Source organism: Micromonospora sp. 050-3 (assembly GCF_046549335.1).
GTDB classification, from domain to species: Bacteria; Actinomycetota; Actinomycetes; order Mycobacteriales; family Micromonosporaceae; genus Micromonospora; species Micromonospora trifolii.
The window spans coordinates 2,920,876-2,940,111 of record NZ_JAJPVX010000001.1 but is presented as its reverse complement, the minus strand read 5'-3'; the positions used below and the strand labels follow the sequence as shown (position 1 = coordinate 2,940,111).

The following is a 19,236-nucleotide window of genomic DNA, read 5'->3' as shown; positions in this document are numbered from 1 at the left end:
TTGAGGTCACGACGCATCGCCCGAGGCGTCGGGGAATCGGGAGGCTCGCAGATGAGCGACTACGGCCACGACCTGGTCTTCGGCTCCTTCGTCACGCCCAGCGCTGACAATCCGGACCGTGCGGTCGGCGTCGCCGTCCTGGCCGAGCAGGTCGGGTTGGACCTGGTCACCTTCCAGGATCACCCGTACCAGCCGGCGTTCCTCGACACCTGGACGCTGCTGAGCTTCGTGGCGGCCCGCACCAGCCGGGTGCACCTGGCGGCGAACGTGACGAACCTGCCACTGCGCCCGCCGGCGGTCCTCGCCCGCAGTGTGGCGAGCCTGGACCTGCTCAGCGGCGGCCGGGTCAGCCTCGGCCTCGGGGCGGGGGCGTTCTGGGATGCCATCGAGGCGATGGGCGGCAGGCGGCTGACCCCCGGCCAGGGCGTACGAGCGCTGGAGGAGGCCATCGAGGTCGTCCGTCAGCTCTGGGACGTCGAGACGCGCGGCGGAGTGCGGGTCGACGGCGAGTTCTACCGGGTGGTGGGCGCCAAGCGTGGCCCCGCTCCGGCTCACGCGGTGCCGATCTGGCTGGGCGCGTACAAGCCCCGGATGCTCCAGCTCACCGGTCGTCGGGCCGACGGTTGGCTGCCCACGCTGGGCTACCTCCAACCCGGTGATCTGACCAAGGGCAACGCGATCATCGACGACGCCGCGCAGCAGGCCGGCCGGTCCCCGCAGGACGTGCGTCGGCTGCTCAACATCGCCGGAGAGTTCTCGACAGTCGGGCGCGCCTCGCTGAACGGGCCCGCCGAGCAGTGGGCCGAGGAACTGGCCGAGCTGGCACTGGGGGAGGGCGTCGGCACCTTCATCCTGGGCAGCGACGACCCCGACGACCTGCGCCGCTTCGCCGGCGAGGTGGCCCCGGCCGTCCGCGAGCTGGTCGCCGCCGAACGTGACCGGGGCGCGGCTCCGGAGCGTACGCCGGAGCCGGAGCCGGTCGTTGCGCCGCCGGTCCGGGCGAGCCGCGCTACCGCGACCGGCGGCGCGTTCGCAGTGGTGCCCACCCCGGACGACGGCGTACGGCGAAGCGAGCAGCAGGTGTGGGACGAGTCGGCCCGGCCGACCGGGCCCGCGCCCGACCCGGAGCGCACCTACACCCCGCAGGAGCAGGCTACCGGCGCGCACCTCGTGCAGATCCACGACGGACTGCGCGCCGAGCTGGCCCAGATTCACGACCTGATCGAGCAGGTGGCGGCCGGCGAGATCGACGCCGGCGCGGCCCGGTCCCACATCAACACGATGACGATGCGGCAGAACCGGTGGACCCTCGGCGTCTACTGCGAGTCGTACTGCCGCATCGTCACCACCCACCACACGATCGAGGACCAGTCGCTCTTCCCCCGGTTGCGGGCGCGGGACGCCCGGCTCGGCCCGGTGGTCGACCGGCTGGAGCAGGAACATCACGTCATCCACGACGTGCTGGAGGGTGTCGATCGGGCCCTGGTCGCGTACGTCGGGTCTCCGGGCGGCATCGCCGAGCTGCGGGCAGCGGTGGACCTGCTGACCGACGCTCTCCTGTCGCACCTGAGCTACGAGGAGCGGGAACTGGTCGAGCCGTTGGCGCGGTTGGGCATCGCCTGATCAACGCGCCGCCGCAGCGGCTCGGGATTGCCCCGATCCGATCTGAGAGACTACTCTCGAAACATGTCTCTCAAGAATCCGTATGGGGATTTCGAGATCACCGAGCCGCAGGCGCTGCGGGCATTGGCCCACCCGGTCCGACTGGCGATCCTGGAGCACCTTCAGCGCCACGGCCCGGCCACGGCCACCGGCCTCTCGCCGCACGTCGGTGCCACACCGTCGGTGGTCAGCTGGCACCTGCGGCACCTCGCGACGTTCGGCCTGGTCACCGACTGGGATGGCGCCACCAGCAAGCGGGAACGCTGGTGGCAGGCCGCCGCCCGGGGCTTCCGCTTCACCGCGCCCGACAGCGTCGAGGGGCAGTCCGCGACCCAACAGTTGCGCGGTGAGATGTTCGCCCGCAACGCCGACGCACCCCAGCAATGGCTGCTGCATGAGGAGCCCCGACTGGACCCCGAGTGGCGCGCGCTGGCCGGCATGGCCGACACCCGGTTCGTGGCCACCGCCGACGAACTGCGGCAACTCGAGGAGTCGATTGAAGAGCTGATCGCCCCGTACGTGCGGCGCAAGGAGGAGTCGGCCCCGGCCGACGCGCGGATCATCCGGATGCTGCGCTACCTGCTGCCCGAGCCCGGCGACGACGACCCGGCCGCGTCATGACCGCCACCGACGCCCCCACCGAAACCGACGCCGGGCCCCCGCCTGCCCTGCACCGTGACCGGCGCTTCCGCACCTTCTGGATCAGCGAGACGATCTCCCACTTCGGCGATCGGATCAGCGAACTGGCCCTACCGCTGATCGCCGTCACCCTGCTCACCGCCACACCCGTGCAGGTCAGCGTCCTCACCGCGCTGATCTGGCTGCCCAACCTGCTGGGCCTGTTCCTGGGTGCCTGGGTGGACCAGCGCACCCACAAGCGGCGACTGCTGATCATTGCGGACCTGATCCGCGCCGCGGTGCTGCTCAGCCTGCCCGTGGCCTACCTGTTCGACGCGATCACCCTCACCCAGCTCTACCTGGTGGCACTGCTCACCGGCTCCGGCGCGGTGCTCTTCGCCATGGCGCGTCAGGCGTTCTTCGTCGGCCTGGTGCCGCGATCGGCGTACGTGGACGCGAACAGCAAGATGAGCATGAGCCGATCGCTCTCCTTCATCGCCGGCCCGGCCGTCGGCGGTGGGCTCGTCCAGGCGCTCAGCGCGCCGGTCGCGATCGTCGTCGACGCGGTCTCCTTCCTCGGCTCCGCGCTACTGCTCAGCCGCATCCCGGTGACCGAGCCCCCGCCGCCGCCGAGTCGGACGTCCACCCTCGGCCTGGTCCGCGAAGGGCTCGTGCTGGTACTGCGGCATCCGGTCCTGCGGGCCGCCCTCGGCTGCACCAGCACTGTCAACTTCTTTACCTTCATCGCCGGCGCGCTGCTGGTGCTCTACGCCAGCCGCGAACTCGACCTGTCGGCCGGCGCGATCGGCATCGCCCTCGGCTTCGGCGCGATCGGCGGATTCATCGGCGCGGCGCTCGCGCCGCGGGTCTCACGCGCCATCGGTCTGGGCCGTACCGCCATGATCGGCGCGGTGCTCTTCCCCGCGCCGCTGGCGCTGACCGCGCTGGTGTCCGGACCCACCTGGACGAAGGTGGCAATGCTGGCGGCCATCGAGCTGGTCTCCAGCGTCGGGGTGATGCTGATGGACGTGAACCTCAACGCCCTCCTCATCGCCGTGACACCCGCCGACGCGCTAGGACGCCGGGCCGGTGCCTACAGCGCCGTCAACTACGGCATCCGACCACTCGGCGCGCTGGTCGGCGGCGCGTTGGGCACCACCATCGGGCTGCGGCCCACCCTGGCCATCGCCGGCCTGGGTGGCGTGCTCGCCGTGCTGTGGTTGCTCGCGTCACCGGTGCGCCACATCCAGACCATCGACGCGACCTGAGGGCTGCGGGGCGCGGCTGGCCTGGTTCTGCCGCCCCGGCCAGCGACGGTCAGCCGGCCTCCGCCACCAGAACCCGGGCCAGCTCGGCGGGCTGGGAGAACATCGGCCAGTGGCCAGTGGCCATCGTGACCAGTCGCCACTGGTCGCTGGTCAGCAGTTTCGCCACCGTGTCGTTGGGCTCAGGCCCGTCGAGCAGGCACTTGACGTACGTCGCCGGCAACTCACCCAGTCGGCGGCTCAGCACCGCCGGCTCGGTCAGCGTCGCACCCGGGTGCGGAGTGGAACCGTCGACCAGACGCGCGATCTGCTCATCGGTCAGACCCTGACCGTCGAAGTCGGCCGCGCCGAGCGGAGCCCAGTAACCGTCGTTGTCGGCGATCTGCGCCTCGAAGGCCGCCTGGCCCTGCCACCAGCCGGAGGCGAACGAGCCGCCGTCGACCGGCACCTCGGCGTCCACGAAGACCACCCGGGCCAACCGGTCACCGATCCGCTCGGCGGCCTGACCCACCGGAATGCCCGAGTAGCTGTGCCCCACCAGCACCACGTCGTGCAGGTCACCGCGCTCGATCTCGTCGACGATGTCCTGCACGTGGGTCTGCTGCCCGGCGGGCACATCCCGCCGGTCGGCGAGGCCGGAGAGGGTCAGCGGGTGCGTGCCGTGGCCCGCCGCCCGCAGGGGCGGCACCACCTCGTCCCACGCCCACGACCCCAGCCACGCCCCCGCCACCATCACGAATTCAGCCATGGCCGGGAGCCTAACGCCGACCTGCGACAGGTCGGCGGGTCACGACCAGGTGCGGGCCTCGGCCGCGAACACCTCCGGCGGACTCGCCACCGGAAGCACACAGAGCAGGTGGCCACCGGGTGCCCGCAGGATCCGGCACTCCAGCCACTGCGACACCTCGGTGGCACCCAGAGCCATCAACCGTCCGGTCTCGGCCGGCACGTCGTCGGTCTCGATGTCCAGGTGGAAGCGCGGCGTGTCGTCGACAGCCTGGACCGCGGTGACCAGCCCCGGCAGTGCCTTGTGCAGGCCGACGAACTGCGGCTCGGCCGGAACGGACCGGGTGCTGACGCCGAGCGCCGCCGACCAGAACTCCGCCGCCTGGGCCGCCTCCGCCTCGGGGGTGTCGATCAGCAGCGCGTACACGCGGCTTCGGTGCATGCCGCCCAGGATATCGAGAATGTCGATGTGTTGCTCGATGCACCCGAGGGCCGTCGACCGCGCGGGCTCACCCGGTGGCGTCGAGGTGGGCCGCAATCTGCCTCGGCAGCGGATAGCTTCGTTCGGCCGGCAGGTGGTCCGTGGCCGCCCGCACGTCATGGGCCCGCACCAGTTCCCGTACGCGGTGGACACTGGAGGTGATGTCCGTGACGCTGACCGTCCAGTCGTCGACGTACCGGGCGACGGCTTCGCCGGACAGTCCGACCTGCAACGACCGGTAAGGCAACGCGCTCAGGTGCAGCGTCCGTTCCGGATCCCACTGCACCCGTACCGGGCTGGCCTTGAGTTGCCGCGACCACGTCGCCCGGTCACCGTGCAAGCCCTGGTCGTAGTGACTCAGACAGGCTCGCGCCAGCGCCCACTCGAAGCCCTCCCGCGTGATGTCGATGGACAGCACGCGCTCCTGCCCGGGCTTGGTGGCCCAACCGCAGCGGTACATCATCCACAGGAACGACGGCTTGATCCAGGTCATCCGGTCACGCTTGAACGGAGCCACGAAGCGACCGGCGGCCACCGCCGGCAGCGCGATCTCCGGTGGGTACGCCTGGTACACGGTGATCGTGTCTTCCGAGTAACGGGCACGGATCTGACGCGCGGGAACGGACATAGTGTGATCCTCACCCGTCGGACCGCACCGTCTCCACCGGAATTTCGTACCCGGGCCCGGGAAAACCCGTGCGAGCCGGCGGCTGGCGGACCGGGCACTCAGGCGTGGTCCCGTGCGGGCGGCCCAGCCTCGACCGGTATCCGGTAGATCCGGACCGGATAGTCGACTGCCGGGCGCCCGCCGTTGAGCCCGGCGGTCAGGTGCAACTGGGCCGCCGGCATCCAGAGCCGGGCATCGGCGTCGAGCCACATCGCGTCCACCCAGGCCAGTCGAGGGTCGGCGACGAGCGTCCGCACGCTGCGGTCGGGCGCGAGGACGAGGACGCGCCGCCGTTCCAGATCGCTGAGGTAGATGGTGCCGGTGGCGTCGATGGCCGTGCCGCCGGTGCTGGGTGTGTCACACCAGCGTGCGACCCTCCGGGCCAGTTCGTCGGCGGACATCGACGGGTCGTCCAACCAGCGGGTGGCGATCCGGGACATCCCGCCCGAGGCCGGCTGGTAGTAGAGCCAGCGACCGTCCGGCGACACCTCCAACTGGTCCACGTGCAGGTGGACCTCGGCGCCGTCCGGGTCACGCAGCACGCGACCGTCGGCGAGCACCGGGCCGCCCGCCGTGCTCGGATGCCCATCGAGTACCCGTCTCGGCCGACCCGAGTCGAGGTCGAGCACGATGAGGCCGGCCGCTCCGGCGTCGCTGAGGTACGCCACCCGGCCGTTGAAGCGGACGTCGTCGACGTAGCTGCCCGGGTGCACCGCCTCGTCGAGGTGGTAGACCCGCTCCACACGGTCGCCGTCCGGGTCGACAGCTATCAGCCGAGCGCCGCCCGCGACCTGTGCGCCGCCGATCCCTGGCGCGCCCGAGTCGACGATCCACAAGCGATCATCCGGGCCGGCGCGCAACCCGTTGACGTGCACGAACGTCCCGCTCGGCGGCTGGTCAGCGCGGTTCCACGCGGTATCGGGGTACGGGACACGACGGCCATCAGACAGCGCCTCGACCACCTGCACGCCGGGCCGATCCGCCGACGGGTAGCTCAGGAACACCCGCCCGCGCAGCGTGGTCACGCCCGTGCACACCCGGTCTTCCTGGAGCACCGGCGTCAACCGGTGATCCTCCTCGGTGGGCAGCGACGACATTGACCTGCTCCTCACCCGCCCGGCGGCACCTCGGCTTCCAGCCGGTGACGACGGATACGGCCATCCGGTGCGGTATTCCCGGAGCAGGCCGACCGAAACCGCCGGTCGCAGGACCCCGCTGGCGGCAGGGTGCCCTCGGCGCTCAGCCGGTCGGCGGTGCCGGGGGACCGACCCGGGCGGCGAGCCGCTTTGGGGCCATGACGCAGTAGCTCTCGGTGAGCAACTCACCCACCTCCTCCCAGTCGGTGTTCCCGTTCAGGACCATGCCCATCACTGTCGGACTCCAGTCCGGTTTGTAGAAGGGGTGCCCCGCGGCGAGGAGACCGGCGATCTCGTCGAGGGGCGACCGGAAGGTCAGCAGGCAGGCGGGCTGGTCGAGTGCGGCGGCCCGTGCGTGCACCGGCTGGCGATCGGGGTCGACGGTGAGCACGTGGGCGATGGTCCGCTTGCGGATCCGCCAGCGGGTGCCCACCCAGGCGGGCTCCTCGTAGGTCTCCGGCAGCCCGAGACAGATCGGCCGCAGCCGGTCGAGGACCTCGGGCGGGACATCTCCGGGTGCGGTCACGGGCAACGACGCTAAACGGTCGGTGTGACAAGTTCCGCTCGTCGAACCCCGCTCGGGCCGGTGGTGCGCGCCCTGTCGATCCGCCAGGATGGGCGGGGCGACAGTGGGCCGTCGCCCCGGCCCGACCCGCCCCCGTGCCCGCTGAGGAGTGCCGTGCCGTCCACCCTGCTCTCCCGCCGTGACCTCGACTTCCTGCTGCACGAATGGCTGCGGGTGTCCGAGCTCGTCGAGCGCCCCCGCTACGCCGAGCACTCCCGGGAGACCTTCGACGACGCCCTGGATCTCGCCGAGCGGGTGGCCACCGAGCAGTTCGCCCCGCACAACCGCGCCGCCGACCTGGCCGAGCCCACCTTCGACGGGCAGCGGGTGCAGTTGATCCCGCAGGTCCGTGCGGCGTTGGACAGCTTCGCCGAGACGGGCCTGCTCACCGCCGGGCTGGACGCCACTGTCGGTGGCCTGCAACTGCCGCACGCCGTCGCGGCGGCCTGCTTCACCTGGTTCCAGGCCGCCAACGTGGCCACCTCGGCGTACCCGTTCCTCACCCTGGGCAACGCCAACCTGCTGCTGGCCCACGGCAGTTCCGAGCAGGTGGACACCTACGTCCGGCCCATGCTGGACGGCCGGTTCTTCGGGACCATGTGCCTGTCCGAGCCGCACGCCGGCAGCTCACTGGCCGACATCACCACCCGCGCCGAGCCGCAGGCGGACGGCACGTACCGGCTGTTCGGCACCAAGATGTGGATCTCCGGTGGTGACCATGAGCTGTCCGAGAACATCGTCCACCTGGTGCTGGCCCGCATCCCGGGCGCGCCGCCCGGGGTCAAGGGCATCTCGCTGTTCATCGTGCCCAAGGTGCTGGTCGGCCCGGACGGGTCGCTCGGCGAGCGCAACGACGTGGTGTTGGCCGGGCTCAACCACAAGATGGGGTTCCGGGGCACCACAAACACCCTGCTCAGCTTCGGCGACGGCGCGCACACCCCGGCCGGCCGCGCCGGAGCTGTCGGTCACCTGGTCGGCGCGCCGCATCAGGGTCTGGCGCAGATGTTCCACATGATGAACGAGGCCCGGATCGGGGTCGGGGCGGGCGCCACCGCGCTGGGTTACACCGGCTATCTGAAGAGCCTGGCGTACGCGAAGGAGAGGCCGCAGGGCCGGCCGGTCGGCGCGAAGGACCCGGCCGCCGCGCAGGTGCCGATCATCGACCACCCTGACGTACGACGGATGCTGCTGGCCCAGAAGAGCTACGTCGAGGGGGCGCTGGCGCTGGTGCTCTACTGCGCGCGGCTGCTCGACGAGCAGAAGACCGCCCCGGCCGAGGCCGACCGCGAGCGCGCGCACCTGCTGCTGGACGTGCTCACGCCGATCACCAAGAGTTGGCCGTCGCAGTGGTGCCTCACCGCCAACGACCTGGCGATCCAGGTGCTCGGAGGGGCCGGCTACACCCGCGACCACGACGTGGAGCAGCACTACCGGGACAACAGGCTCAACCCGATCCACGAGGGCACCCACGGCATCCAGGCACTGGATCTGCTGGGGCGCAAGATGACCATGCAGGGCGGCGCTGGTCTCGCCCTGCTGACCACGACGATCGGCGACACTGTCGAGCGGTCCCGGAAGGTCGGGGGAGAGGCGGCCGAGCTGGCGGACCGGTTGGCCGCCGCGGTGGACCGGATCATCGCTGTCACCCGTCGACTGTGGGCCGATGGTGACCCGGTGCTCGCGCTGGCCAACGCCAGCGCCTACCTGGAGGCCGTCGGGCACGTGGTGATCGCGTGGATGTGGTTGGAACAGGTGCTGGCGCTGCCGCCGGAGGGGGCCGGCGACGCGTTCCACGCCGGCAAGCGGCAGGCCGCCCGCTACTTCTTCGCGGTCGAGCTGCCCCGGACCGGGCCGCAGTTCGACCTGCTGGAGAGCCGGGACCGGACCACTCTCGACATGCGCCCGGACTGGTTCTGACCGGCCCGTCGCCGATCAGCGTCGGCGGGACTGGTGGCTCACGGCCTGCCGCCCCTTGACGACGCCCCAGACGATCACGATCACCAGCGCGATCACACCGATGATGATCAGCCAGCGGACCGCCTCGAGGATCAACCCGAGCAGGATCAGCACACCGGCGACCACGCCGACGACCCAGAGCAGTGCGCGCATGTCGACCTCCCGTAACCGGCCGCGCCTGGTGCGGCCGGCCCCGGCTTCTCGTTCCCCGTCCGGCCGACACCATGCGCGAGCGGCATACCCGAGTCGATCAGGGGCTGGTACGCGCCACGTAGACGGTGTTGGCCGACTCCCCACCGGTCAGCGGGTTGGCGAACGGCACCACGTGCGCCCGCACGTCCACGAACACCTCGGTGAGCGCCGCGGTGAACTCGGCGTCCGGCGGGTCGTCCGACCAGAGCGCGAAGACGCCCTCGGGGCGCAGCAGGGCGGCCAGGCGGCGCAACCCGACCGGCGGGTAGAACGCCGCGTGGCTCGGGTGCAGGACGTTGCGCGGGGAATGGTCGACGTCGAGCAGCACCGCGTCGAACCGCCGACCGGGCACCTCGCTGTCGAAGCCGGTGTCACCGGCCACCGCCGCGAAGAAGTCGGCCTGCACGAAGCGGGTCCGGGGGTCCTCGGCGAGCCCCGCCGCGAACGGCAGCAGCCCTCGTTGGTGCCAGTCGATCACGTCCTCGATCGCCTCCACCACGAACAGCGAGCGCACCCGGGGGTCGCCCAGCGCCGCGCAGGCGGTGTAGCCCAGCCCGAGACCGCCCACCACCACGTCGAGCGAGTCACCGGCCACCTCGGCGAGACCCAGCCGGGCCAGCTCGATCTCCGCGACCGGGAAGAGGCTGGACATCAGGTACTCGTCGTCGAGCTTGACCTCGTACACCTCGACCTGGAGTGCCGGGTCCCGGCGTCGGCGCAGGCTGATCGCGCCGATCGGGGTCTCCCGCCAGGCCAGCTCTTCGAAACGCGCGCCCACGGGTGCCCTCTCGCCGCCGGATTCGTCCACGGATGGTACCGGTTGCCCCGCGACGGGCGGCCACGCAGGGTCCACGGGAGATCGACGCAGCGCATATCCTGTGCCCGGCCGATCCACCGGAGGGGAAGTAACTGCTGGCGTTCTGACGGTCAGGAGTGTTCAGTGGTCGTCTAGAGGGGCGGTGTGAACTTGAGGGAGTGGGCGGCGGCTACCGGCGTCTCGTACGCGACGGCGGTACGAGTCCGGGACGTTGCCTGTTCCCGCGTACCGGCTCGCCGCGCGGCCGAGGTGGTCATCGAGGATCCGACGTGAAGACGATCCAGGCTTACCGGTTCGCCCTCGACCTCACCCCAGGCCAGGAACGCGCCGTGAGGGCGCATGTGGGGGCCGCGCGAGTGGCGCACAACTGGGCGCTCGCCCGGGTCAAGGCGGTCATGGACCAGCGCGCTGCGGAGCGCTCCTATGGGGTGCCGGATGAGTTGCTGACGCCGTCACTGCCGTGGTCGCTCGCCGGGCTGCGCAAGGCGTGGAACGAAGCTAAGGCCAAAGCGGCGCCGTGGTGGGGTGAGGTGTCGAAAGAGGCGTTCAACACCGGCCTGGACGCTCTCGCCCGCGGCTTGAAGAACTGGGCTGACTCCCGTCAGGGCGGGCGGGCCGGCAGGCCGGTCGGTTTCCCCCGCTTCAAGTCCCGCCGCCGTGGCACACCGGCGGTGCGGTTCACCACCGGCGCCATCCGCGTCGAGCCCGACCGCCGGCACGTGGTGCTGCCGAGGCTGGGTCGGTTGAAGCTGCACGAATCCGCCCGCAAGCTCGCCCGCCGTATCGAGGGCGGCACCGCGCGGATCATGTCCGCCACCGTGCGCCGCGACGGCGGACGGTGGCACGTCTCGTTCACCGTCGAGGTGCAGCGGACCGAACGGCAACCGGCCCGGCCCGCCTCCGTGGTGGGGGTGGATGTCGGAATCAAACATCTTGCGGTGTTGTCCACCGGCGAGCGGGTCGACAACCCGCGCCACCTCGTCGCCGCGCAGGCCCGACTGCGGGCGCTCGGTCGGGCGTCGTCGCGGAAGTCCGGCCCCCACCGGCGCGCCGCCTGCCGCCCCTCGAACCGCTGGCAACGCGCCTCGGACCGACTTGGTCGCGCCCATGCGCGAGTCGCGAACCTGCGCCGCGACGGGCTACACAAGCTCACCACGAGGCTGACACGCGAACACGGCACCATCGTTGTCGAAGACCTGAACGTCGCGGGCATGCTGCGCAACCGGCGGCTGGCCCGGCACATCGCTGACGCCGGGTTCGCCGAGATCCGCCGTCAGCTGGCATACAAGACCGGATGGAACGGCGGCCGGTTGCTCGTGGCCGACCGCTGGTATCCGTCCTCGAAAACCTGCTCGGGTTGCGGCGCGGTGAAAGCCAAGCTCGCCCTGCACGAGCGTGAGTACGACTGTGAGGCGTGCGGCCTGGTCATCGACCGTGACCGCAACGCCGCACTCAACCTGGCCGCCCTCGCGGCTGAGCTCAGCACCACCGCCGGGAGTGGCTCGGTGGCAGCACGCGGAGCCGACCAGAAGACCCACACACAAGGGCAGGTGGCTGTGAAACGTGAACCCGGCACGGCATCCGCCGGCAAGACCGGGACCGCCCCCACCGCAAGGCGGGGCAACCAATCACGCGCTCACTAGAGCGCACCGAAAGGTAACGGACTCATGCCGTCGCGGCAGGACCAGCTGCACTCCTACCAGTTCAGCGTCCAGCGGGCGGTCGCCGCCCTGGTCATGCGGGAGACCGACCCCGCGCAGTCGCCGTTTCGGAGGCTGGCCGGCGCCGGCCTGGCCAGCGTCCTGGTCGCGGCGATCGGGCTCGGTGGTTTCGCCCTCTACGGCCTGTTCGCCGGCGGCGGCAAGGGGTGGCGCGATCCGGGCGCGGTGATCGTGGAGAAGGAGTCCGGCGCCCGGTTCGTCTATCGCGAGCAGAAGCTGCACCCGGTGCTCAACTACGCCTCGGCGCTGCTCATCGTCGGTGCGGACCGTTCGAAGACCGTTCTGGTGTCCCGACGCACGATCGACGGGGTCCCGCGCGGGCTGCCGCTGGGCATCGCCGACGCACCCGACTCGCTGCCCGCCCCGGGCCGGCTGGCCGCCTCGGCGTGGACGGTCTGCTCGACGGTTCCGGCCGGCGCGGGCGTCGAGGCGCCCCGCTCGGCGTTGCTGATCGGCACCGAGCCCGACGGCGGTCGGGCGCTGGGCGACGACGCGCTGCTGCTGCGCCATCCCGACGGTGGGCTGCACCTGGTCTGGCACCAGCGGCGCTACCTCGTCCGTGATCCCAGCCGGGTGCTGGCGGCGCTCGCCACCACCCGGGCCCAGGCGGTTCCGGTGGCGCCGGCACTGCTAAATTCGCTGCCCGCCGGCACCGACCTCGCCCCGCTCGATCTGCCCGCGCTGGGTCGGCCCGCCACCCGGGTGCCGGGCGCCGCGATCGGCACGGTCTACCTGGTGAGCAACTCCGGTGGCGGCCGGCAGTACGCGGTGGCGCTCGACGCCGGCCTGGCCGGCATCACCGAGCTGCAGGCGGGGTTGTTGCTGGCCCGCACCGGGCAGGTGGAGCCGGTGCCGATGACGTTGGGTCGGTTCGCGGCGCTGCCCACGGTGCCTGATCTCGCCCCGACCGGCCCGAACGCCCCGCCACCGACCCCGCCCCGGCTCGCGGCCGGCGACGGCGGGGCGCTCTGCACCCGCATCGGCGACGACGGCGGGGTTGGTGAGGTGCGCTGGGGCGTACCGCTGCGGGACCTGACGGCCGTGCCCCGCACCGCGCCGACCGGCGGCGCGGTGCTGGCCGACCACGTGGTGGTGGAACCGGGCCGCGGCGCGGTGGTCGAGGCCGCCGCGGCGCCCGGCGCGACCGGCGGCGCGGTCTCAGTGGTTACCGACCTGGGCCGACGGTACGTGCTGGCCGACCGGGAGGTGCTCCCGATGCTCGGCTACCGCGACGTGCGGCCGGTGCGGCTACCGGCCGGGCTGGTCAGCCTGGTGCCTGCCGGCGCCACCCTCGACCCGGCCGCCGCCCGCGCCATCGCCGCCCCGGACTGAGGACGACCCGGCCCGCGGCCCGGGGCGGCCCGGCCCGCGCCGGGGCGGCGGTGATCAAGAGGTTCGCGTCAAAACTCGGCGCGAGCCTGACGCAAACCTCTTGATCACCGGGAGGCACCGTGCGGCAGACAGTGGTCAGTTGGCCGGGCGGCGCAGGACGGTGACCGCGAACGGGGCGTCGTCGCGCCACGGGCGCAGGTCCCAGGTGGCGAAGCGCTGCTCCACGCGCAGCCCGGCGGCCACCGCGTCGGCGTCGAACGCGGTCAGCGGGTAGCCGCGCTCGGTGCCGAAGCCCACTGTCAGCACGCCGTCGGGGCGCAGGTGCGCGGCCACCCGGCGCAGCACCGCCGGTTCGGTGCCGACGGCGACGAAGGCGAGCACGTTCCCGGCCAGCACCGCCGCGTCGAACGGCTCGGCCTCACCCAGCGCCGGTAGATCCAGCTCGGCGAGGTCGGCGACCAGCCACGTCGGGCCGGGATAGTCGGCGCGGGCCGCGTCCACCAGCGCGGGGTCGGCGTCCACGCCGACCACCGTGTGCCCCCGCTCGGCCAGCGCGGCACCGACGCGGCCGGTGCCGCTACCGGCGTCGAGAATGCGGGAGCCGGGCGCGACGAGAGCGTCCACCAGGCGGGCCTCGCCGGCCAGGTCCGCGCCCTCGGCCACGAGCTTGCGGAACCGGTCGATATACCACTGTGAGTGCTCGGGACCGGTGTCGGTCGCCCAGCGGGTCGGGTTGGCCATGAGGCCACCGTATCCGGGCCGGTGGGGGCCGGGCGGGTGACCCGGACGAGACGATCATCCCTTCTCCGCGCCGCTGGTCAGCCCTTCGGTGAGCAGCCGTTCGCTGGCGAAAAAGAGGATCACGATGGGCAGGGTGAGCACTACCGACCCGGCCATCAGCACCGTCTTGGGGACCTCCACGCCGTCGGCGAGCAGGGACAACCCCAGTGACACCGTCCACCGGTTGGGTTTGTCGACTAGGAACAGCAGGGCGAAGAGAAACTCGTTCCAGGCGATCATGAAGTCGTAGAGCGCGACCGCCATGATCGACGGCATCGCCAGGGGCAGGCTCACACGTCGGATGATGCCGAGCCGACCGGCGCCGTCGATGGCGGCGGACTCCTCCAGACTGACCGGGATGGTCTCGAAGTAGTTCTTCAGCATGTAGACCGACACCGGCAACGTCTGCGAGATGTAGACCAGCACCAGACCGAACAGCGAGCCGCGCAGCCCGGCCCGGGTGAAGACCACGAACAGCGGGATCGCGATGACGATCGACGGAAACAGGTAGACCGCCAGGAACAGGAAGTCCACCTGCCGCCGGCCGAAGAACCGCAGCCGGGCCACCGCGTACGCGCCGGGGATTGCGACCAGGAGGGTGAGCACCGTCGCCGCGACGGCGACCAGCCCACTGTTGCGGATGAAGGTGAGGAAGCCCTGGCCGCCGTCGTCGGTGGCCTTGAGCACCTCGGCGTACGTGGCCACTGTCAGCTCACCGAAGCCGACCACCAGCGCGCCGGGGTCGAGCAGCAGCCGCTCGATGGGGCGCACCGAGAGCACCAGCATGTAGTAGAAGGGGAACACCGTGATCACCAGGAACGCGGCGATCACCAGGCGGCGCAGCCAACGCAGGCTCACCGTTTCGACCACGTCCCGGTCCATCAGCCCACCCTCCGTCCGAAGAAGCGCAGATAGATCAGCACGAACACGATGAGCACCACGGCCAGCACGACCGCCTGCGCGGCGGCGGCCCCGATGTCGGTGCGGGCGGTGAGGAACTCGTACACCCGCACGCTGACCACCTCGGTGCCGGCTGCACCGCCGGTGAGCAGGTAGACGTCGTCGAACTTGTTGAACGTCATGATGAAGCGCAGCACGCCCAGCAGGGCGATCACCGGCAGCAGTTGCGGCAGCAGGATGTGCCGGAACCGCTGGGTGGGGGTGGCGCCGTCGACCCGGGCGGCCTCCTCCAACTCGCCGGGCACCGCCTGAAGCCGGGCCAGCAGGAACAGGAATGCGAACGGGAAGTACCGCCACGCCTCGAAGACGATCACGGTGGCCAGCGCTGTCGACTCCTGGGTCAGGAACGGCACCGGAGCGTCCCAGCCCAGCAGGCGTTGACCCCAGGCGTTGACGATGCCGAGCTGTGGGTCGAGCATCACCTGCCAGACGAACGTCACAGCGACCACCGGCGCCACGTAGGGCAGCAGCATGGACGCCCGGACCAGGGTGCGACCCCGGAACGGCCGGCGGACGACCAGGGCGGCCACCAGGCCGAGCAGGATCGACCCGACGGTGCCACCGATGCTGTAGATCAGCGTGACCCACAGCGTCTCGGCGAAGCCGGGGGTGTGCAGCACCCGGTCGATGTTGTCCATTGTGAACTCGCCGAACAGACCGGTCTTGCGCAGCGTGGCCAGCCGGACCCGCTGGAAGGCGAGCACCACTGTCCACACGATTGGGATGCCGATGACCGCGATGGTGACGAGCAGGGTCGGTGCTACCAGGGCGAGCCCGGCCCGGGATTCGCGGCGGCGCAGGGTCAGCGGTCGGCGCCGGGGTGGCGCCGACCGCTCCCGGGTGGGGGAGCGGCCGGGGCCGGGCGCGGTGGTGGTCAATTGACGCCCGCCTTGATGGCGTCCACGTCCTTCGTGGCGCGGCCGGCGGTGGCGGCCGCGTCGGACTTGCCGGAGACGAGGTCGCCCAGCGCCTTGGGCACCGGCAACTCGCCGAGCATGGCGCCGACGAGTTTGCCCTGCCCCTGGGTGAGGCCCCATCGCCCGAAGGTGTCCGGGCTGCGGCGCAGCGTGGCCAGCACCTCTTCGCCGTACACGTCGGTGAGGGGCTTCTTCGCGTCCACGCCCGCCTGGCTGGTGTTCCAGGCCGTCAGGTACGCCTCGGGCTCGGCCGTGGTGCCCTTGCGCACCGGGAAGCGGCCCTCCGGGGACATGCCGAACCAGCGCGGGTAACCGTCACTGAGCATGTACTCCACGAAGGACTTGGCAGGGTCGGCCGCCGCGCCGTCGAGCACCGCCCACGAGCTGATCTCGCCGTACTGGGCCGGCTCGGTGCCGTTCGGGCCCTTGATCGCGGTCACGAACCCGCTGTTCTTCGCGAGGAACGCCGGGTCCGCCTGGCACTGGGGGCAGGTCGGTTTGGCGTCGTTGCGCAGCCCGGCCAGCTCGTCGAGGATGAACGGTGACCAGATCACCATTGCCGCCTTGCCCGCGAAGTAGGTGGCCCGGGTGGTGTCCACGTCCTGCGCGCCCTTCACCGAGCTGGTGCGGATCAGGTCACCGTAGAAGCGGAACGCCTCGACGCACTGGGGCGAATCAAGTGTCACCTTCCCCGAGTCGTCGGTGAGCTGGCAGCCGTTGGCCAGCGCCAGGTGTTCGAAGGTCTGCTGGGTGAACACGTCGCTGGGGGCGGTCGCCGCGGTGATGCCGGCGACGCCGCCGGTGTTCAGTCGGGCCGCGGCGGCGGTGATCCGCTCGTACGTGTCGGGGGCGGGCAGGCCGGCCGCGGCGAACAGGTCCTTGCGGTAGACGAGCAGCTGCCCCCACCCGTCGCTGGGCACGGAGAGCTGTTTGCCGTCGTCGGCGGTGAGCTCCAGCGCTCGGGGGGAGAACGTCTGCTTGCCCAGCTTGTCGACGACCTCCGCGTTCGCCGAGGCGTGTAGCAGCTCGTTGCCGGCGAGCGTGCGGATGCCGGCGAGGGAGACCGACCCGACAACGTCGGGCAGGTCACCGGCGGCGGCGTTTGCGGCGATCAGTGAGGGGAACTGGTCCTCGTTGACGGTCACGAGATCGACCTGGATCCCGGTCTTGGCGGTGAAGTCGGCGATGATCGCCTTGGTGGCGGTGACCCGGTCGGCGACGTCCTCCAGGCTCCAGACGGTGATCTTTTTGCTGTTGCTGTCGGGTTCATCGTTGCCGCAGGCCAGCAGGGTGGACGTGGTCAGTGCCAGGATCAGGGTGGTGGCGAGTATCCGCCTCGGAGGTGCAGACATCGATGGCACTCCTCTCGAAGGGTACAAGAAGGATCCAACACCTTCGATTGATCAATAGCAAGACATATCGCGATTTTTTGCTATCCTGGAGCCCAGTGCTACCGGGATGTGACACATGGGCAACTGGGTGGTCTCTCTCGCCGGGCCTCGACGCATCAGCCTCGAGCCCTGCCCGCCGGATCCGCTCGGCCCCGGCCAGGTCCGAGTCCGCACCTGTTACTCGGGCATTTCCGCCGGCACCGAGCTGACCCTCTACCGGGGCAGCAATCCCCGGCTGAGCAAGGACTGGGACGATGCCGCCCGGATGTTCGTCCCCCGACAGACGCCGGTGCCCTACCCGTTGATCGGCTTCGGCTACGAAGAGGTCGGGGAGGTCATCGAGGTCGCGCCGGAGGTCACCGACCGGCATCCGGGGCAGCTCGTCTGGGGCATCTGGGGGCACCGGGCCGAGGCGGTGCTCGCCGCCGACGCGGTCCGTGCGCTCCCCACCGGGCTGGATCCGCTCGCCGCGGTCTTCGCCCGCCCCGGCGCCATCGCGCTGACCGCCGTGCTCGCCGGTGACCTGCACCTCGGCGACTGGGTCGGCGTCTTCGGCCAGGGCGTCATCGGGCTACTCGCCACCCGGCTCGCGGTGCTCTCCGGGGCCCGGGTGGTGGCCGTCGACGCGGTGCCCGGCCGGCTGGAGCACGCCGCCCGATACGGGGCGCTATCCACGGTGGACGCCACGGTCGCCTCCGCCGCCGCAATGCTGCGCCAAGCCACCGACGGCCGAGGGGCCGACGTCTGCCTGGAGTTGTCCGGCGCGTACCCGGCGCTGCACGAGGCAATACGCTCCACCGCCCACGCCGGCCGGGTCGTGGCCGCCGGCTTCTACCAGGGCCAGGCCGACGCGCTCGGCCTCGGCGAGGAGTTCCACCACAACCGCATCCAGTTGGTGGCCGCCCAGGTCTCCGGGCCCACCCCCGCGCCGAGCATGGCCGGCCGGTGGACCGGAGACCGGGTCGCGCAGACCTTCATGGACCTGGTGGCCGACCGCAGCGTCGACCCGCTGCCGCTGGTCAGCCACATCGTCGACGCCAGCGCGGTCGCCGACGCCCTCGCGCTGCTCGACCGCGGCGCCGGTGACGTCCTCCAAGTCGTGCTGAGGTTCTCATGACCACCATCGCGCTGGCCTGTCAGGAACAACTCCTGCCGGGCGCCAACCTGATCCAGAAGTACGCCCTCGCGGCCGCCCTCGGCTACCAGGGCATCGAGCTACGTGGCCGCGGCGACATGGCGTTCGCCCGCCGGCTGCCCGAGCTGCGCCGGGCCCGCGCCGCCGGGGTGGTGATGCCCACCGTCTGCGTCGAGATGGACCACTTCATCGGCGACTTCGACCCCGCCCGGTCCGCCGACGCCGTCCGCAACCTGCGCTCCCAGCTCACGGTGATCGCCGAGCTGGGCGGCGTCGGGGTGATGACCCCGGCCGCCTGGGGGATGTTCTCCCGGCGACTGCCGCCGTTCGAGCCGCCCCGCCCGCCGGCCGGCGACCGGCAGGTGCTCCTCGACGCCCTCGGCGAGCTGGGCGATCACGCCCAGGCCGAGGGGGTCATCCTCTTCCTGGAACCCCTCAACCGGTACGAGGACCACATGGTCAACCGTCTCGACGAGGCGGTGGCGCTCTGCGCCGCGCTCGGGCTGCCGTCGGTCCGGGTGGTCGCCGACACCTTCCACATGAACATCGAGGAGGACGACGTGCACCGCGCGCTGCGCGCTGCCGCGCCGTACCTCGGGCACGTTCAGGTCAGCGACTCCAACCGGTACCAGCCCGGCGCCGGGCACCTGGACTGGCCGGCGCTGCTGCGTACCCTGCTGGAGCTGGACTACCGGGGATGGCTGGCCCTGGAGTGCCGGCTCCGCGGCGACCCGGTCCGGGCCCTGCAACAGGCCGCCACGGTGCTGCGGCACGCGCTGCCCCGGCGGGCCGCCGCGTGACCGCCGGTGCTGGGCAGACAGGCGTCGACGCGACCACCGGAGTCGGCGCGACCGCCGACGTCGGAGCGACGCGCGCCGACGCCGCCGGCACGGGTGGCCCGGCCGACGCGGCCGG

19 protein-coding genes are annotated in these 19,236 nt (G+C 71.5%); 8 read left to right on the top strand and 11 right to left on the bottom strand.

Translation table 11 applies throughout. The annotated features are described in order from the left end of the window. Positions 1 to 51: 51 nt before the first annotated feature. The 3 genes from ACLJOK_RS13515 (at position 52) to ACLJOK_RS13505 (ending at position 3,548) form a co-directional block, all read left to right on the top strand. Positions 52 to 1,623 (top strand): LLM class flavin-dependent oxidoreductase, encoded by a 1,572-nt coding sequence (locus ACLJOK_RS13515; RefSeq protein ID WP_410818758.1) that lies wholly within the window; start codon positions 52 to 54, stop codon positions 1,621 to 1,623. 63 nt (positions 1,624 to 1,686) lie between these two features. Continuing rightward, positions 1,687 to 2,283: an ArsR/SmtB family transcription factor gene (locus tag ACLJOK_RS13510; protein WP_410818757.1), complete on the top strand. Its 597-nt coding sequence runs from the start codon at positions 1,687 to 1,689 to the stop codon at positions 2,281 to 2,283. Beyond that, positions 2,280 to 3,548, top strand: coding sequence for an MFS transporter (locus ACLJOK_RS13505; protein ID WP_410818755.1), 1,269 nt, complete (start codon positions 2,280 to 2,282; stop codon positions 3,546 to 3,548). Before ACLJOK_RS13510 ends, ACLJOK_RS13505 begins: the two co-directional genes overlap by 4 nt. A 49-nt stretch (positions 3,549 to 3,597) precedes the next feature. Here ACLJOK_RS13505 and ACLJOK_RS13500 read toward each other — a convergent pair whose 3' ends face one another. The 5 genes from ACLJOK_RS13500 to ACLJOK_RS13480 all read right to left on the bottom strand — a co-directional run bounded on the left by ACLJOK_RS13500 (position 3,598) and on the right by ACLJOK_RS13480 (position 7,081). Then, positions 3,598 to 4,293 (bottom strand): alpha/beta fold hydrolase, encoded by a 696-nt coding sequence (locus ACLJOK_RS13500; protein ID WP_410818754.1) that lies wholly within the window; start codon positions 4,291 to 4,293, stop codon positions 3,598 to 3,600. Positions 4,294 to 4,332: 39 nt separating this feature from the next. Then, a complete protein-coding gene (locus ACLJOK_RS13495) occupies positions 4,333 to 4,713 on the bottom strand; it encodes a VOC family protein (RefSeq protein ID WP_410818752.1) in 381 nt (126 codons plus the stop codon). Between the two features lie 67 nt (positions 4,714 to 4,780). Then, a complete protein-coding gene (locus ACLJOK_RS13490) occupies positions 4,781 to 5,380 on the bottom strand; it encodes a DUF4291 domain-containing protein (protein WP_410818750.1) in 600 nt (199 codons plus the stop codon). Between the two features lie 98 nt (positions 5,381 to 5,478). Beyond that, positions 5,479 to 6,516, bottom strand: coding sequence for an SMP-30/gluconolactonase/LRE family protein (locus tag ACLJOK_RS13485; RefSeq protein ID WP_410818749.1), 1,038 nt, complete (start codon positions 6,514 to 6,516; stop codon positions 5,479 to 5,481). 142 nt (positions 6,517 to 6,658) lie between these two features. Then, the gene (locus ACLJOK_RS13480; RefSeq protein WP_410818747.1) at positions 6,659 to 7,081 is read right to left on the bottom strand and encodes an MmcQ/YjbR family DNA-binding protein; all 423 of its coding nucleotides are present in this window, start codon (positions 7,079 to 7,081) and stop codon (positions 6,659 to 6,661) included. Between the two features lie 153 nt (positions 7,082 to 7,234). Here ACLJOK_RS13480 and ACLJOK_RS13475 point away from each other — a divergent pair, with 153 nt between their 5' ends. Then, on the top strand, positions 7,235 to 9,037 hold the full coding sequence (locus ACLJOK_RS13475) for an acyl-CoA dehydrogenase (RefSeq protein ID WP_410818746.1): 1,803 nt from the start codon (positions 7,235 to 7,237) through the stop codon (positions 9,035 to 9,037). 15 nt (positions 9,038 to 9,052) lie between these two features. Here ACLJOK_RS13475 and ACLJOK_RS13470 read toward each other — a convergent pair whose 3' ends face one another. Together ACLJOK_RS13470 and ACLJOK_RS13465 are read right to left on the bottom strand one after the other, a co-directional pair. Continuing rightward, positions 9,053 to 9,229: a hypothetical protein gene (locus tag ACLJOK_RS13470; protein ID WP_238677404.1), complete on the bottom strand. Its 177-nt coding sequence runs from the start codon at positions 9,227 to 9,229 to the stop codon at positions 9,053 to 9,055. A gap of 97 nt (positions 9,230 to 9,326) precedes the next feature. After that, positions 9,327 to 10,046, bottom strand: coding sequence for a spermidine synthase (locus tag ACLJOK_RS13465; RefSeq protein ID WP_410818744.1), 720 nt, complete (start codon positions 10,044 to 10,046; stop codon positions 9,327 to 9,329). A gap of 308 nt (positions 10,047 to 10,354) precedes the next feature. Here ACLJOK_RS13465 and tnpB point away from each other — a divergent pair, with 308 nt between their 5' ends. Together tnpB and eccB are read left to right on the top strand one after the other, a co-directional pair. Further along, positions 10,355 to 11,728 (top strand): IS607 family element RNA-guided endonuclease TnpB, encoded by a 1,374-nt coding sequence (gene tnpB / locus ACLJOK_RS13460; RefSeq protein ID WP_410818742.1) that lies wholly within the window; start codon positions 10,355 to 10,357, stop codon positions 11,726 to 11,728. 24 nt (positions 11,729 to 11,752) lie between these two features. Then, positions 11,753 to 13,138: a type VII secretion protein EccB gene (eccB, locus tag ACLJOK_RS13455; protein WP_410818741.1), complete on the top strand. Its 1,386-nt coding sequence runs from the start codon at positions 11,753 to 11,755 to the stop codon at positions 13,136 to 13,138. Positions 13,139 to 13,273: 135 nt separating this feature from the next. Here the strand turns inward: eccB and ACLJOK_RS13450 are convergent, their stop codons facing one another. Genes ACLJOK_RS13450 through ACLJOK_RS13435 form a run of 4 tightly spaced genes read right to left on the bottom strand, consistent with a single transcriptional unit; the run spans position 13,274 to position 17,147 of the window. Beyond that, entirely contained in the window at positions 13,274 to 13,879 is a 606-nt protein-coding gene (locus ACLJOK_RS13450) for a class I SAM-dependent methyltransferase (RefSeq protein ID WP_410818739.1), read from the bottom strand. A gap of 54 nt (positions 13,880 to 13,933) precedes the next feature. Beyond that, the gene (locus ACLJOK_RS13445) at positions 13,934 to 14,800 is read right to left on the bottom strand and encodes a carbohydrate ABC transporter permease (protein ID WP_410818737.1); all 867 of its coding nucleotides are present in this window, start codon (positions 14,798 to 14,800) and stop codon (positions 13,934 to 13,936) included. Continuing rightward, complete coding sequence (locus ACLJOK_RS13440; protein ID WP_210785044.1) at positions 14,800 to 15,756, bottom strand: carbohydrate ABC transporter permease; 957 nt, start codon at positions 15,754 to 15,756, stop codon at positions 14,800 to 14,802. Before ACLJOK_RS13440 ends, ACLJOK_RS13445 begins: the two co-directional genes overlap by 1 nt. Beyond that, positions 15,753 to 17,147, bottom strand: a complete 1,395-nt coding sequence (locus ACLJOK_RS13435) for an ABC transporter substrate-binding protein (protein ID WP_410818735.1) — start codon at positions 17,145 to 17,147, stop codon at positions 15,753 to 15,755. Before ACLJOK_RS13435 ends, ACLJOK_RS13440 begins: the two co-directional genes overlap by 4 nt. Before the next feature lie 115 nt (positions 17,148 to 17,262). On the opposite strand from ACLJOK_RS13435, the gene ACLJOK_RS13430 reads away from it, so the two are divergent. Both ACLJOK_RS13430 and ACLJOK_RS13425 read left to right on the top strand, forming a co-directional pair. After that, positions 17,263 to 18,303 carry a zinc-dependent alcohol dehydrogenase gene (locus ACLJOK_RS13430; protein WP_410818733.1) on the top strand — a complete coding sequence of 347 codons (1,041 nt, stop codon included), beginning with the start codon at positions 17,263 to 17,265 and terminating at the stop codon, positions 18,301 to 18,303. Beyond that, the gene (locus tag ACLJOK_RS13425) at positions 18,300 to 19,121 is read left to right on the top strand and encodes a TIM barrel protein (protein ID WP_410818731.1); all 822 of its coding nucleotides are present in this window, start codon (positions 18,300 to 18,302) and stop codon (positions 19,119 to 19,121) included. The genes ACLJOK_RS13430 and ACLJOK_RS13425 overlap by 4 nt, the downstream gene beginning before the upstream one ends. Positions 19,122 to 19,236: the final 115 nt, after the last annotated feature.